The sequence below is a fragment of the Pedobacter psychroterrae genome (genome assembly GCF_004331695.1).
Classification (GTDB): Bacteria; Bacteroidota; Bacteroidia; order Sphingobacteriales; family Sphingobacteriaceae; genus Pedobacter; species Pedobacter psychroterrae.
Window position 1 is genome coordinate 117478 of record NZ_SJSL01000006.1, and the last position, 16537, is coordinate 134014.

Here is a 16537-nt window from a genome sequence, read left to right on the forward strand (position 1 = left end):
ATAAGCACAATGCCTAATAATATTCCTCCTCCTTTTGCACCAGATGCAGCTTCTGCCTTTACAAGGTTGCTTACCGTATTAGATACGTTGCGTACCCAATGTCCATGGGACAAAAAACAGACCATGGAAACTCTCCGCCATCTAACCATTGAGGAAACCTACGAACTGTCTGACGCTATCTTGGAAGGCAATCTGGATGAGGTAAAAAAAGAACTTGGCGACGTAATGATGCACCTGGTTTTTTATGCCCGCATTGGTTCGGAAACAGGCGATTTCAACATTACAGATGTACTGAATGGTGTGTGCGAGAAGCTGATCAGCCGCCACCCCCATATCTATGGCGATGTAGAAGTACAGGATGAAAATGATGTAAAACGCAACTGGGAAAAGCTGAAACTAAAAGAAGGCAACAAATCTGTCCTCGCGGGTGTACCAGCGGGCCTGCCTTCACTGGTCAAAGCAAGCCGCATACAGGAAAAAGCACGTGGCGTGGGTTTTGACTGGGACAATAAAGAGCAGGTATGGGAAAAAGTAGAGGAAGAACTCCAGGAATTTAAAGACGAATACAACCTAGCCGATCAAGCCGATATTGACATAGAAAAAGCAGAAGGCGAATTTGGCGATCTGCTTTTTTCGTTAATCAACTATGCCCGCTTCATCAACATCAACCCGGAGAACGCGCTTGAGAAAACCAATAAGAAATTCATCAAACGCTTTCAATATCTGGAGACCAAAGCCAAAGCAAACGGCAAGGCACTGCAGGATATGACCCTGGCTGAGATGGATGTGTACTGGAATGAGGCTAAGGAGCTCCCTTAAAAGGCAGCTCCCGGTATAGCTGGTCATTACTTATCAGGACATGTTTTAAGAGATTTTTTTTCAACGTAATTATACTTTTCAATCTTATTATCCCATGTGATCAGGCCTCCATCAATATTTATCTCTGCATGATAGCTTTGTCCCTGAGTAAAGCCATTTGTAGCCCATTTTCCATTCTTGAGATGGGCCCAGCCTTCTTTTTCGTCGCTACCAGTTATATATGCGGTACCAAAGCCAAGGTATTCAACCTTCCCAGGACAGGTAAACTTTAGATCTAATGAAACTGCGGGCTCAATAGTCAGTTTTTGTGCTATATCGGCAAATACATTAAACGTACCGCTACCACCGGATATTGGAATAGAAGAATAGGACTTTCCCCAATAAGATACAGTATATCCGGAGCTTATTTGAATAGGCGTAAAAGAGCGTATTTTTCCGCTTAACGCTGCCGCTCCCCGATCTGGGGAGATCTTGTATTGCGTACCCAGGTTGGCACTTCCAGTATTTATGCCAATATATATATATCCATAAACATTGTATACATCTGCTATTTCTGCTGACAACGCTGTATTGAAACTATAATTGTAATCAGCCGTATAAACAGCAGGAAAATAGTACCCGATATCAGTAGTCTGACTTTCTGCCCTTAATTGTTTACTGCCATTGCCAAGGATTACTTCCTTTACCGTTGTTCTTAAAGTTGTTTTGTTTTTTGGATCCAGACCACATTCAATTACGTCGCCATTAACAATAGCTTTGTTAGTCACCGGATTGATAAAAGATGGATTTAATACAAAACTTGTGTACCAGCTGATTGGATTTTCAGGGGTAACAACTACCTCACGTATTGTAGTTGTAGTTCCCGTTTTATCCTCTACTTTAGCCGTAAAAAAGAGGTCTACAAGCTTCTTGGTTACCGCACTTTTATAAAGTATCTTATCTTCAGCTAAGGTCTGGCCGGTAAGAAGTTTGGCATCGAATGATTTATAAATATCATAAGGATATACCGAATAAGGAATGTCCTCTCCTTTACGATAGACAGCAGTAATGATCACATTCTCCTTGCTCAGGTTAACTTTCCGATAGGTGGTAGCGGGCTCAACGATTTCTTTAGTCACATAGTCGACTATACGCGTATATGTAGCTGTACCGTTACCCTCATTTAGTTCGACATTTTCTGTCTTAGAAACGGGAACCCTGATAGTACTGGTAACAGTGCCTGTATTCTCTGCCTGATAATAATAAAACTTAGTTCCTTCAGGTAATACAACTTGTGTCTGATCATCAATTGGGGTGGTAGCTGATGCCGTTGATGTTGCGCTTAGTTTATCACCTGATAGTTTTCTATTTACCGATGGTGCTTTGGATGATATCCCATAAGCTGCGCGCTGGGCTACGCTTCCATTTGCAAGGGATACAGACTGCTGTATGATCTCTAAGCCTGCAGGAGGTTTATTAATGTTAATTAACTTTATACTCACAACCTGTGAATTTTTATCATCCGAAATTTCCAGGTCACGCGTAACAGGCAAGTAACCATTTGCATTCACTACTACAGTAAATTTTGCCGGGCTGCCGGTGACAGGTTTTCTGTCTGGCCCAAGCCCGATATTGATTACACCCTCCTGTACGGTAAACTTTTTCTTTCCTGCTGCCTCATAAATGTGTCCGGCATCCTGACCTGAAAAACTAACAGTTACATCCTGTGGTTTTATTTTATTATCAGCGGCATCCCTGATTTCTAAAAGCATAGAATATTTAATAACATCGGGGTCAATCACGATCCGGACGTTGTCGATTGGTGATTTCTTACAAGAAGACAGAGAAGCGAGGAAGATAAAACCCAAGCCAATATAAGTCGATACAAGCTTTGTTGTAAAGTAAATATTTTTCATAGGTAGCGGATTATTTTAGTTTAAAATTGAAGTTCAATTGAGCTACGGGCAACCAGCGGTAACTACTCATATTGCTGTTGATGAGCTCCTCCTGGGAGTCATTGCCAGACAACATACCTGTTCCCACAATAGTAGTCTTTGGTGTAGTCAGGTAGTAACTACCCAGATCAATATTGATGTTGAAAAGCTTCTTGGGAAAGCTCTTAAATAACCCTATACCTAAGTATGGCGCAAGCCCTTGCCAGGAAACATCGATGTTGACTTTGCCAACCTGTGCAGGTGTAAGCGCAATTTCGCCAAAATTGTATTTACCCGTAGGTACAACATTGACTCCCCCATTTGCTTCAAATAAGTAACCTGCACCGCCAACAACCCTGAAGCCCTTCATATTTGTAAAAGGGACGAAATCAGCCAGTAAATGAACATTGGAGAATTTGACGTCCACATCATTTCTGGACTCAAAGCCTGAAAAAGTGAAGGCATTTTTAACAGTCACAGGAATGAAGCTGGCCCCTAGCCGCAGAGACAGTGCCGGCAATACAGCATAGCGCAGATCAGCGCCTAACCCCTGCGTACCTGCCTGTAACTGGAGCGACAGGGCTCCTTTTATACCGGGTACCGTGTCGGATGGATTAGACTGCCCGAAAAGGACACAAGGAATTAAAACCCAGAACAGAAGTAAACATTTTCTCATTTATAAGGTGTTTATATTTCTGATCTAAATTGACTATAAAAAGCGCTTGCGTCAATAGCTATAACTAGCTATTTATTGCATCATTGATTAGCTCTTAGCCATGCTTCTTCTTCATCGTCATCTTTAGTTTCTGACCTATACCAAAATTATAGTTTTTGGCGTTGCTTTCCTTTTTTTCGTGAAATGCACCTCCTCCTTTTGGAGAATCGTCGATGGTTTCTTTTACTGTTTTAACCTTATTGCCAGGAGATTTTTCGACTTTGTCAACCACCAAATCTTCGGGCAAGTCCATCACGGGGATTTTGAAGCCCAGGGACTGCTCGATTTTCCTGAGGTCGGCCAGTTCAAGATCAGTAGTAAAAGTTATTGCTACAGCCTCTTCATCACTATTTTTCACTACCCTGCTTAAAAACAATTCTTTCTGCTCTGGCAATTCAAGATGAAAGATAAATGGTATACCGGACAGATCCGGTGATGAATTACCTTCGTTTGCCACAATCAGCATCCTTGCACCTTTTGCTTCTTTAAAATCTTCTATATGATCAAAACCGGCTTCGTCAAAGAATAGCGGGTTCAGGACTAATACCTCGCCAGGTTTATAAGCAACCAGGCTCTTGCTAAGTTTCTGGGCTGTAAGACGGGTATTTACAAATACTACTACTTTCTCAAAGACCTCATCATCACGTAGCATGAAATTCAATAGATTGATCTTGGTTTTAAAATTGGGAACTTGATAAAGCAGCAATTGATGTGTCTCTACCCTTTCCTCCCCTAGTTCTTCTACCTCAATTGTAGTAGGAAAAGTGAGGAACTGATCTATCATATGATTCAATTTTTCATGCACCACTGTTGTAAAAATAAGATGCTGCACTTTGCCAGCACTTCTTGCTAACTCACAAACAGGCAATTGCATTCCCTGTTTCACAATCACCTCAGCATCATCTACAATCAGCATCTGCAGCCTGTTTAGGTTTAATCCCAGTTTCAGGTATACTGCCCGTGCTCGCGTAGGTGTAGCCACAACAATATCCACTCCTTCAAGAAGGTCGAGGATTGTTTCTTCTGTCCCCCCAGTACCATACAGTCCCATGATCCGCAGGTTTCTGTTACCGCTCAGCATTTTGAACTGTGCTATGACAGCTTCCACACGCTCCCCATCTGGCACCAATATAAGTACCTTTGGTGCTTCATCGGTGCTGTATTTTAGTTTCATCAAAACCGCGAGTACGTAGGTTGTGGTCTTGCCGCTTCCCTCAGGGGCTACTGCAATGATATCCTGACCACCAATAATCCTCGACATAGTTCTGACCTGGATCTCTTTAGCCGAGATGTATCCGGCATCTGTCATAGCCGAAATCAATGGCTTGCTCAGTTTTAATTTATCTAACGACACTTTTCTAGTATTAATCAGCAAATTTAACTAAAATAGTTTACAACAATTTTATAGAATGCTAAATCACCTTACTTCGGCAGGATAAGAAGCAGGCTAGTATCAGCCTACGAACTGAATCCAACTTGAGTCCAAGTTGAGTCCAAGTTTAGTCCAACTATTTACTAGTAAAAGTTGGACTTATAGTCTTGTCATTATTTATTTATATTTCAGTCAAAACGAAGGCTGTCTGAACGCATTCAAAATGCATCAGAAACACTGAAAATTTGCTTTGATTAGTTCGGCTGGGTATAGAGAGAATCGTTTTCGATCTTATCGGAAGTTTCGGTGTTGTCCTTATTCAAAAAGAAAAACAACAATAAGCCGAGGACAAAGATAATCATCACCCAAAGCCAAAATTGGCTTTTCTTTTTTGGTTGTACATTTAAATTTGCCATGATCGTAATTTAAAGTTAGATGAGTTATAACTGCACAGAATTAAAAAGGTTTGTTAAATTTATAAGATTATATAAAATATTGGGTCTTAGAGCCGAAAATATCAGCAATAGAAAACATGGATACCGAACAGCTTGAAAAACTTCGCTTTCCGATAGGAAAGTATATACCGCCTTCTACGCTTTCCAGGGAGATGATAGATACCTTTATTATGGAGATTGAAACGCTTCCAAATGCGCTCAAAGAAGAAGTATTCGCCTTAAATGAGGAACAGTTAGATACACAATACAGGCCTGAGGGCTGGACAGTACGTCAGGTAGTCCATCATTTAGCAGATAGCCACATAAACAGCTATATCAGGTGTAAACTGGCATTGACTGAAGACAACCCTACTATAAAGCCATACTTTGAGGAGCGTTGGGCGGAATTGCAAGATGGTAAAAACACACCGGTAGATTCCAGCTTACAATTGCTGGAAGGCCTGCACATACGTTGGGTAGCATTGTTAAAATCGCTAAGTGACCAGGACTTAACAAAGGCATTTGTCCATCCTGAACATGGAAAAACAATCAAATTATCGGAAGTTGTGGCCTTGTATGCTCATCATGGCAGGCACCATCTGGCGCAGATTACAGAATTGAAGAAAAGAAAGGGCTGGTAGGTATCAGCTTGTTTATAATAAGGTAATAGGTTTTTCATGTTGATGTTATAGTCCTAACCTAGTTTTGGCTTAAAATTAACCACCACCCTATTTTCTCCTAGACACTATATGGAAAGCAGAAGAGATTTTATTAAAAAAGCATCCCTACTGACCGGTGCGCTGGGCATGGCGGGGCTGATACCCGAGTCTATACAGCGGGCTATGGCCATAAATCCTGCTGTAGGTACCACCTATCTTGATGCAGAGCATGTAGTATTCCTCATGCAGGAGAACAGGTCTTTTGACCATGCCTTTGGGACGCTGAAGGGCGTAAGGGGTTTCAATGATCCCCGGGCTATCAGATTGCCCAACGACTATCCAGTATGGCTGCAAAGCAATAAAAAAGGAGAAACCTATGCGCCCTTCCGCCTTGATATAAAAGATACTAAAGCTACCTGGATGAACGCCTTGCCGCATTCCTGGGAAAACCAGGTGGACGCAAGAAACAACGGTGATTATGATGGATGGCTGGAGGCAAAAAGATCGGGAAATAAAGAATATGCTGATATGCCGCTAACGATGGGTTATTACAATCGTGAGGATATCCCATTCTATTATTCCCTGGCCGATGCCTTTACCGTATGTGACCACAACTTTTGCTCTATGCTGACGGGAACCAGCCCCAACCGCTGTTTCTTTTGGACAGGCAAGATCAGGGAAGAACAAAATGAAAGCTCCCTGCCGCATGTTTCCAACGGTTTTATAGACGGATCTGAAAGGGTAAACTGGAGCACATTCCCGGAACGGCTATCGAAGCATAAGGTAGATTGGAAGATCTACCAGAATGAACTAAGTGTGGGTGTAGGATTGAACGGCGACGAAGATGACTGGCTGGCTAATTTTACGGACAATGACATGGAGTTCTTCAAGCAGTATCACGTAAAGCGACATCCGCTGCACCTGCCACACTTGAAAAAACAGCGCCTGGAAATGGAGCAGCAGTTGCAAAACAAGACAGACGAGAAGCTAAAGGGCAGATTGGAGCGCGTGATCAAAGACATTGAGTTTTTGGAGAAAAACACACTGGCAGAGCTGACACCCGAGCAGCTGGATTTGCACAAACGGGCTTTTGTAACAAATGTAAACGACCCGGACTACCATACGCTGGAAACAATTGCCTATGATGACAATGGTACTGAACGGACCGCAAAAATACCTAAAGGAGATGTACTGCACCAGTTCCGCAGCGATGTGGACAATGGTAAACTGCCTACTGTATCCTGGCTTGTGGCACCGTCCAATTTCTCTGACCATCCTGGCTCGCCATGGTATGGGGCCTGGTATTTATCAGAAGCGATAGACATCCTGACTAAGAACCCTGAGGTATGGAAGAAGACCATTTTTGTGTTGACCTATGACGAGAATGACGGATATTTTGATCACCTCCCTCCTTTTGTAGCACCAGACCCTAAAGATCCCACCAGCGGTAAGGTTTCAGCATCACTTGACGCCAGGCCGGAGTTTGTGCACAAAAGCGAGCAAAGCAGCAGGCAAAGTACGGTAGGTCTGGGATTTAGGGTACCAATGGTGGTAGTCTCGCCATGGTCCAGGGGTGGTTATGTCAACTCAGAAGTATTTGACCACACCTCTTCAATTCAGTTTCTGGAACATTTTCTAAGCCATAAAACAGGAGAGAAAGTATTTGAAGACAACATCAGCAGCTGGAGAAGAAGTTTGTGCGGAGACCTTACTTCGGTATTCCGTCCATACAACGGAGAGAAAATCGATATGCCAAAGCCGGTAGAGCGAAAACCTTTCCTGGAATCCATCCATAAAGCACAGTATGCGAAGCTGCCTGACAATTTCAGAAAGCTGGATGAACAAGCAATAACTGAAGTGCTTAAAAATCCTTTGAGAAACCAACATGTGCCGCAACAGGAAAAAGGAATCAAACCTGCCAATGCGATTCCTTATGAGCTATATGCGACCGCTGGAATGAGTGCTGATCGTTCTGCTCTTAAGATTGATCTTGCAGCTGGTAAGTCGGTGTTTGGCGAGCGCAGCAGTGGCGCAGGATACAATGTATATGGTGGAGGAAGGAACTGGGCATTTACTGTAGCGGCTGGTGACACTGTGTCGTATGCATGGCCTTTGAAAGATTTCGCCGATGAATTATACGACCTTAAAGTATACGGTGTCAACGGGTTTTACCGGAGTTATAGTGGTGATGCCAGAGATCCGCAGGTGCTGGTAAGTCTAAGCTATGAGCGGGAAAAGAATAGGCCTACGGTACCAACAGGTAATGTGGTTGTCCACTTAAAGCGAAACGGCACCGGCAGTAATGAGGCTCTTAAATTCATCCTTGCTGACAATGCCTACGGCGGTAAAGCAAGGAGCATTGTGCTGCCGGCAGGTAAAACTGAGCTAAGTGTTACGATAGATTTGATAAACAGCCGCAATTGGTATGACTTCACGATCCGCCTGGATGGCAATAAAAAATATGCCCAGCAATATGCCGGGCATGTGGAACATCAAAAATCCAGTTTTACAGATCCGCTAATGGGCGGGATGGTTTAGCATAGGCAGCCAGGTACAGACTTTCTTGCCCGACCTGCTACTTAATAAATGCTTTCTTCATCACTTCTAGGTAGCCCATTTTATGCAGGGTATCGGGTTCGAGGTAGCTTCCCTCCGACCACTCGTTCCAGGCATTGACCGTTATTATTTTAGGCTGATTTGGATGTGCATCGGCAAAGGCCTTGGCCTTTTCTACGTACTTCGCAAACTTAGCAGGGGAAGGATTATTGATGTAGCCTGTCTTGTAAGGGAACCTTGGATTGGCATCCCAGCTAATAGTAAGATTAGGGAAATATGGGATGGTAAAATCTTTACTAAAGCCGCCCCACATATTGGTAGACAGGTCGGCCCATTTCTCATAGTCCCCGTCAGGGTTTTGCAGGTGTGCCCAGCAATAGTTCGTCAGACTGTTAAAGCCAAAATATTCCATCACTTTGTTCTGAGTTTCTATTTTTTCACCTGGCACGCCTACCAGGCTGGACGGCAACGCCCCCCAAAGAATTCCCTGCAGATGAAGCCCCGGGAAGCCCGCTGCCATTGTTTTCTTTCTGAAATAATTAAGTGCGTCTTTGGTTTGCTCGGCACCACCCAATCCGGCAATGAGGGTATGCAGTTCATAGATACAGAAAACAGGTGCACCATCGATCTTGTAATAAGACGGGTTTTTGAAATACTTGCTGATTACGCGGTCGACTACTATATCAAACTGTTTACGGTCTACGGAGCCCTTCCAGATCACAGAATCTTTTCTTGGGTTATCCTTAGCCCAGTACGTAGTTGCATCGTGGTTGGCCCACATCAGGTAGAAGTTCATCCTGTTTTTATTGGCCTTTAGAAATCCATCGTTGATGCAGCTTTCCAGGAAGGGCCCGTCGTTGTACCAATACCAGTCGAAGATGAAAGTATTGACCCCATGCGCTACCGCAGCGGTGATCTTTTTGTCCATATCTTTTGGATTGGCCTCATCCAGGTATCCCCACATGGGAACCTTTGGCTGGGCGTGACCAGGCTCTTTAGGCGTCGATTTATAGATAATTTCCCATTCACCTTTTTTGTCAGGAAAAAGAAATTCGGCCTTCGGTTCGTAATGATAGGCTGGCCAGTAAAATGCCGCAACGTCATAGTCTTGTTTTGCGACCCTATTCTTACTTAGCTTTGGACTGCATGCATAGATAAAGACCGAGATGGAGAGCGCGAATATCGCGGTTAGTTTGGTTGTTTTATCGTTCATTTTTATGGTGTTTTGGTAAAGCCGTTATAGTCTGTTCCGGTTTTCAGAAAGGCCATAACGGCTATCGAATGCAATTTAGTCAAGCCAGCCAGGATTTTGCCAATTTTGTCCGGTTAAATTCATCACCTTGTTGACCTCTTCCTGATCTATTGGATACAAAAGGTATTTTTCTGAGTGGGCATTTCTATCTCCTAGTTTGAAACGGGTATAAGTTGGCGCTGCCACTGTGCCTTCAATCCGCATACCAGTAACAGATTTATCTGTCTGATCTAGGATCTTCCAGCGGCGAACATCGAAGAAGCGGTGGTCTTCAAAGACAAGTTCGATGCGGCGCTCGTTGCGGTATCTGGCTTCAAATGCTTCTTTAGACATTCCTGCTGGAAAAGCAGGCATATTTACCCTGGCACGAACAGCATTTACGGCCTCCCTGGCACTCATATTGAACGAACCGGAGGTTACCTGCGCATCTGGGCCTACTGATTGATAGGCGCATTCAGCAAAGTTCAGATAAAGTTCAGCCAACCTGAAAAGCCTGATAGAACCATCGGCATTATTGGTGCGGCCCGAAGCAGAATTGTTGAACTTCCTTGTATAGTAGCCTGTGCGCGTATTGATGCGATTGGTTGTCGAAATTCCTTCAGCGCCACCTATATTGGTTGCAACTTTCTTCCCGGTCGGCTGGTTTAAAAAGCGCACTGCTCCATTGTAGTAGATGGAAGCATAAAACCTTGGGTCTCTGCTCACATATGGATTTTCGGGATCGTATCCAGAGGCTGTATTTACAATCGGAACCAGCTGGTCCGCGTCTGAATAACCTGTAATAGGTACCTGGCCGTTTGCCATTTCATAAGCATCTACCAGTTCCTGAGTCGGATTGGGACCTGCTTTGGTTACACCTGGATTAGACGGCATGCCCGCAAATTCCCACATGCGCATTTGTCCACCAAGTTGATAAATCGTCTCTTTGTCTGTCGCGCGCTGGTCATTGGAAGTCGTAAAGTGATACAGGGCATATGAATTCTGTGCTACCGTAGCAGCAGGAACCAGATTGAACAACCTATAGTCATTGGCAAGGCATTGCGCCAGGGCGTCGGCGGTAATGGTTGTGGCTTCAGCCACCGTGAATGTACCATCTGAAAATAAAGGGCTCACCGCAAAAGTTACGGTCTGCGACTTGATAGCATAGGCTACAGCCCTAGACATGATGCCAAACTGGTTCTCGTAGATTGCCCATGGGAAGCCTTCCCTGGTATTTGGATAAGATAATGCAGTATTGCAATCCTGAATGATAAACCTGGCAACCTCAGAAAAAGTAGCCTTTCGGTCTTTAGAAAAATCATGGTTGATTTCCAGTGGCTTATCAAAAATCGGTACCCCTCCATAACGCTTGATCAGCTGAAGATAATACAAGGCGCGCAAGGTATGTGCTTGTGCAGTCCAACCTCCTTTTTCAGCTTCAGTAGCAAATACAGTAGCTGTTTTAATGCTTTCTATGAAGACATTGCACCTCCTTATACCTTCATACAAGCGAGCCCATGGACTTCCGTCTATAGATACCGATGGATAATTCGTCGTCGTAATATTCCCTGCATACCAGGCTTGGAAGCGTGAGCCCGGCGTGATGTCGTCCGCATCCTGCGCATCGTCAGTGAAGCCTGCACGGTCTACCGAAAGTGCCGGTGCAAAACCATAGCAGGAATTGAGGTAACCGCGTGTGCGGTTATAATCGCTAAATACCTGGTCCATGGTGATCCTTCCATCACTTGGAAGATCCAGTTTTTTATTACAGGAAAATAGCATCCCTGCGGTCAATATGGCTATATAAAGATTTGATTTTTTCATGTTGGTAAATTAAAATATCACGTTTACTCCTAGGTTATAAACTCTGTATACCGGAAAGGAATTATAACCTCCGCCGTCAGGACCAAAGTCTTTGGATTTCATATTGTCCCAGGTGATCAGGTTTTGTCCGCTCAGCAGGAACCTAACTTTATCAGCGGTGATCGCTTTCGACAGTCTGGCAGGCAGTGTATAAGCCAATTGCATGTTTTTAAGGCGAATGAAAGAGCGGTCATAGCTATAATAATCGCTTGCCTCATGGCTGATGCTTTTTACGATAGAAAGCGCTGGTGAAGTAATCGGTTCGCCATTAGCAAAGCGCTCCGCTGTCCATGCATTTTGATGCAGTGATCCAAAGACCCCATCGATGTCTGTCTCATATACACCCTGACCACTAAAGAACGTTGTGTATTTACCAATCCCCTGAAAAAGGAAGTTTAGGTCGAACGCCTTGTAGGTAAGTCCACCGGAGATTCCGTATGAATATTTAGGTAAAGAACCATAACCAATAGGCGCCCTGTCATGCAAATCGATAAGTCCGTCTCCATTCAGATCCTGATACTTCAGATCGCCCAGGCGGATTTTGGTCTCGGCATTGTTAAACGGAATTCGGTTATTAAGCTCCTCCTGTGTGTTATAAAAACCGTTGCCATTGCTGTAATCTACCAGGTATCCAAATTGCTGGCCGAAAGGAAATCCTTCTTGTTGCTTTGGATAAGCATAATCAGGCGTACGTACTGCCTCGTTTACACTGATCACTTTATTGTCGATATAACTAAGCTGCCCCCCAATAGAAACACTCAGATTCTTATTGATGGCCTTATTGTAACCGGCCGTCACTTCATAGCCTTTATTTTCAAACACTCCATTGTTTCCCCTTGGATAATTGCCGAGCGGAACACCCTGGTACAGCGGTATAGTGGCAGCACCTCCAACGATCATATTGCTCATTCGCTCTTTAAAAACGTCGACTGATATAGAAACTGCGTTGAAGAACCCAAGGTCAAGCCCCAGGTTTTGTTTGATAGCCACCTCCGCTTCTACAAAAGGGTTACCAACTTGTTGCTGGGTTATTAAATATTGCAGGTAACCAATTGGCCCGCCTTTGCTGACCGTAACATTATCCAGATAGGCAAAACGACCAAGCCCGCTATTGTCATTAGCCGTTTTACCATAAGAAGCACGGAGCTTCAGATTGCTCAGCCAGTTAAAGTCCTTTAGGAAGACCTCATTTGATGCCACCCAGGCAGCGGATACTGCAGGTGTAGCAGTAAACCTATGGGACCTGGCATACTGCTCGGATCCGGAATAGCCAAGGTCAAACTTGACGAGGTACCTTCTATCATAACCATAATTAAACTCAGCCCCAGAACTAACTCGGTTATAAGGTAATAAGCCCGGAGATGAGGTCTCGGTTCTGGTTAAATTTTGAAAAAACATGTAGGCCATTGCGCCTACATTGTGTTTACCAAAGTCGCGCTGATAATTTAACGCCGTGTTGTAGGTAAGGTGATAATAGTAAGAATGTGTTTTGCTATAGGCAAGCGGGGTTTCATTTTGATCACCCTTTTTAATAAAAGTAAGTGCGTCGTCGGCCCCTGACCTGATGAATCGCTCGTAATCCTCTCTTGTACTCAAACTCCCAACAGCGTTGGTCTGATAAGCCATTGTACCATTCAGTGTTAATCCTTTGGTCAGAAAGCCCATATCCAGATCAAGCCCAAACTGCGAAGTAATATTGGTGACTGTATGCCTCACATAACCGGTACGGTTGAGCAATCCGTACGTTGGTGAAGCCACATTTTGTGTGGTCAGCACCTTTCCATCCGGGCTTAAAGGGCCGTACATGGTAGGAGGTATCTGGAACAAACTGCTATAAACGGTAGCATTTCCTGCACCTGGTGTTCGTTCTCTCTTAACATTTCCACTTAAGCGAACAAAAGCTTTCAGATAACGGTTGAGTTTCATATCTACATTGGAGCGGTAATTTACCCATACGTTATTTGCATTGGGATTGTACTCCGTCTGGTCGGTAATGAACTGACCGCCCTGGTGCATGAAGTTCAGGTTGGAATAGAACAGCACATTATCGCTGCCACCCGTCACATTTATTGCCGCGCGCTGCATAGAAGCATAATTTTCCATGTATCTATCGTACCAGTTGGTGCTCGGATAGCGCTCATCTGTACCGCTTCGGTAACCTTCCATCTGCTGGTCTGAGAAGGGTTTATTCTGACCATCATTAACGGCTGCCTGGTTCCTCATTGTCGCATACGCTGCTGCATTATAAAAATGCGGTTTGGTCGTCACTTCTTGAAATGCCTGATCCAGTGTTGTTTTAATTTGTACATCCCCTTTATTGCCGCGTTTTGTGGTAATTACCAAAATACCATTGGCACCTTGTATGCCATATAGCGCCTGTGTAGAAGCATCTTTAAGCAGGGTAACCGACTCAATTTCATTGGCGCTGATATAGTCCAGCGTCTGATTACTATTGTAAGAATTAATGATTCCATCTATCATCACCAAAGGCCCGGCACCTCTTGCGGCAGATATTCCCCGAACATATAGGTTAGTTGTAGCCCTTGACAGTTCAGAAGAGACCTCTTGTGCGGTAAGACCAGCCAACCGGCCTGGAAAAGTTTGGGTAAGATTGGCCACCGGAGCACGCTCAAGTTCTTCCCCACTGACCGTAGATACGGCTCCGGATACATCGCCCCTGCGCTGAGCAGTATACCCAAGGTATACGATTTCGTCTCTGTTATGCGCGTCGGGCTGCAGTGTAATATTAAGCTGTTCTTTTTCAACAGTGCTAATCTTTTGGGTTACATAACCGTTGTACGAAAAAGTCAGGGGCTGATCGCCTTTTACCAGTGTATATTCACCCTTATTGTCGGTCACTGTCCCTCTTGCGGGTCCGGCATTTACCGTTACTCCCGGGATTGGCCGGCCATGATTGTCTCTTACCGTACCTTTTATCTGAATGGGCACTTCCTGCGCGCTACTTTTGTTCCAGACACAAATCAGAGCCACAAAAGTAAATGCTAGTATATTGATCTTTAGATTATTCATCATCTTATTTATCGTTGAATGCTATAAAATTGTGATTACCACCCGTTGTTTTGCCAGTTGATGCCTGTGATTCCAAGAAGGCGGTTGGCCTCATTTAACGGAACTGGCAGCAAAAGGAACTTATTGGTGTAATTTTTACGCTCTGTAGGTCTAACCGGACGGCGTTTGTAAGTAAAACTACCATTTGAATTCCTGGTGATCTCCATGGCTGTCACCCATTGGTCTGTATCGGCCAGATCACCTGTGGGAAGCGTCCAGCGACGAACGTCGAAATAGCGGTTCTCTTCCAAAGCAAGCTCCACCCTTCGCTCATTGCGGATGCGCAGGATCAGTTGGTCTTTGGTAAGGCCCTTAGCCAGCAATGGCATGGCTACCCTTACCCGGATCTCGTTGACTGCATCGGTAGCCTCATCCAGCTTCCCGGCTTCGGCCGCGGCTTCAGCAAAATTCAGAATGATCTCTCCTAAACGGAATAACTTATGGTTAGCTCCGGCAACGGTATTGTCATTTCCGGAATTTGGATGAAGAAACTTACGCTCAAAGTATCCCGTACGCGTAGCTCTTCTGGTGGTAGCATGTATACCTGTCTGTGGTTCTCCTACATAAGTGGCGATAATCCTGGTGCGGTTGGCTTGTGGTGCTGGAAAGTTTTCGTACGACTCCGGAACCTCTGCAAAATTCCATTGTGCTTTTCTTTTAGACCCATTGTAATAAATGCTTGCGTAGAAACGCGGATCGCGGTTCTTATAAGGATCGGCAGGATCGTACTGCGTGTTTTGAGGATTGTAGTTAGGCTGCGTATGCTGCTCATCAGCATATGGATTGCCCAGATTGAGAATTGGTTGTCCGTCTGTTGTTTCAAATGCATCAACCAATTCCTGTGAAGGACAGGTGCCTGATTTGTAACCATTCTGCGCACCTATACCATCGACATCCCAGGTATTCCCCTGGCCTTCACGACTCTGAAAGATCGTTTCACGATCTACAGGTGTGGCGGAATAAGCCATATTCTGTGTGAAATATTCATTGAACAGGGCAGTTTTTACATTTTTATCCGGACCCAGGAAGGCATCATTCGACAAATAGATCTGCGGATAATTTACCTGATTGTATAACTCATAACCATTTGCTTTTAGATTGGCTAACGAAGTTTTATTGACCTGATAAGCTTCCTCCCAATAGTTTTTCCCAGCATTGTTAAGCGGACTGGCTGCAAAAAGAATCATTTGGGATTTAATGGCTTCGGCGAGTGCTTTTTGAACACGACCAGCTTCGCCAGCGCTGGTAATCCTCCATGGAAGCTCTGCGTTAGCAAGCGCAGCATCACAGTCTTCGATGATAAACTTTACCACATCATAAAAGCTTTCCTTTTTTATGGTAGAAAAATCAGCATCAAAATCGTAAACCTCACGCTCTATAGGTAATGCGGCTCCATACCATTTCAACAATTCCGAATAATAGTACGCACGAAGCAGTTGAGCTTCCGCTTTCCAGCGGCTTTTGTCTGCAGGGGCAGAAACAGTCACCGCATCAATGCGCTGGATGAACATCGTGCAGTTGCGTATGGCCGACCAGTACCGTGCCCAATAGTTTCCATTTCCTGCTTCAGTACTCACGTTTACAGCCGGGTGGTTATCTGCCGATGCATTGCCATTGTACATGCGGCCTGCCATTAGGCCTGACTCAGCTTCAGCATCCGTATCCCAGGCTTCATCACTCCAAACCACGGGTCCGCGCGACCAAAAGAAATACCTTGCACCTTTTCCGGGCATGTTGGCATAACAGCTGTTTAGAAAAGCACGTACCTTTTCATTATCAGCAAATACGTCATCTAAAGAGAGTTTACCATCCGGCGCCATATCAAGGGTCTTTTTACAAGCACCCAAGCTTATGCAAAGGACAAATAGGGTTAGTAATATATATTTGAGTTTCATAATTATTCTTT

General features: G+C 44.4%; 10 protein-coding genes. 3 read left to right on the forward strand and 7 right to left on the reverse strand.

Going from position 1 to position 16537, the window contains the following annotated elements; all coding sequences use genetic code 11:
* Positions 1-9: 9 nt before the first annotated feature.
* Positions 10-819: a nucleoside triphosphate pyrophosphohydrolase gene (mazG, locus tag EZ437_RS17805; protein ID WP_131597421.1), complete on the forward strand. Its 810-nt coding sequence runs from the start codon at positions 10-12 to the stop codon at positions 817-819.
* Positions 820-845: 26 nt separating this feature from the next.
* On the opposite strand, the gene EZ437_RS17810 is transcribed toward mazG, so the two are convergent.
* The 3 genes from EZ437_RS17810 to EZ437_RS17820 form a co-directional block, all read right to left on the reverse strand.
* Positions 846-2714, reverse strand: coding sequence for a hypothetical protein (locus EZ437_RS17810; protein WP_131597422.1), 1869 nt, complete (start codon positions 2712-2714; stop codon positions 846-848).
* A gap of 10 nt (positions 2715-2724) precedes the next feature.
* Complete coding sequence (locus EZ437_RS17815) at positions 2725-3408, reverse strand: hypothetical protein (protein ID WP_225869614.1); 684 nt, start codon at positions 3406-3408, stop codon at positions 2725-2727.
* Positions 3409-3502: 94 nt separating this feature from the next.
* Positions 3503-4801, reverse strand: coding sequence for a DEAD/DEAH box helicase (locus EZ437_RS17820; protein WP_165500465.1), 1299 nt, complete (start codon positions 4799-4801; stop codon positions 3503-3505).
* 550 nt (positions 4802-5351) lie between these two features.
* Between EZ437_RS17820 and EZ437_RS17825 the strand changes: the two genes are divergently transcribed.
* Together EZ437_RS17825 and EZ437_RS17830 are read left to right on the forward strand one after the other, a co-directional pair.
* Positions 5352-5894 carry a YfiT family bacillithiol transferase gene (locus EZ437_RS17825; RefSeq protein ID WP_131597423.1) on the forward strand — a complete coding sequence of 181 codons (543 nt, stop codon included), beginning with the start codon at positions 5352-5354 and terminating at the stop codon, positions 5892-5894.
* A 108-nt stretch (positions 5895-6002) separates the two neighbouring features.
* Positions 6003-8450 carry a phosphocholine-specific phospholipase C gene (locus EZ437_RS17830; RefSeq protein ID WP_131597424.1) on the forward strand — a complete coding sequence of 816 codons (2448 nt, stop codon included), beginning with the start codon at positions 6003-6005 and terminating at the stop codon, positions 8448-8450.
* A 37-nt stretch (positions 8451-8487) separates the two neighbouring features.
* Here EZ437_RS17830 and EZ437_RS17835 read toward each other — a convergent pair whose 3' ends face one another.
* The 4 genes from EZ437_RS17835 to EZ437_RS17850 form a co-directional block, all read right to left on the reverse strand.
* Positions 8488-9681, reverse strand: a complete 1194-nt coding sequence (locus EZ437_RS17835; protein WP_131597425.1) for a glycosyltransferase WbsX family protein — start codon at positions 9679-9681, stop codon at positions 8488-8490.
* 75 nt (positions 9682-9756) lie between these two features.
* Positions 9757-11523, reverse strand: a complete 1767-nt coding sequence (locus EZ437_RS17840; RefSeq protein WP_131597426.1) for a RagB/SusD family nutrient uptake outer membrane protein — start codon at positions 11521-11523, stop codon at positions 9757-9759.
* Positions 11524-11532: 9 nt separating this feature from the next.
* Entirely contained in the window at positions 11533-14595 is a 3063-nt protein-coding gene (locus EZ437_RS17845; RefSeq protein WP_131597427.1) for a SusC/RagA family TonB-linked outer membrane protein, read from the reverse strand.
* 32 nt (positions 14596-14627) lie between these two features.
* Complete coding sequence (locus EZ437_RS17850) at positions 14628-16526, reverse strand: RagB/SusD family nutrient uptake outer membrane protein (protein ID WP_131597428.1); 1899 nt, start codon at positions 16524-16526, stop codon at positions 14628-14630.
* Positions 16527-16537: the final 11 nt, after the last annotated feature.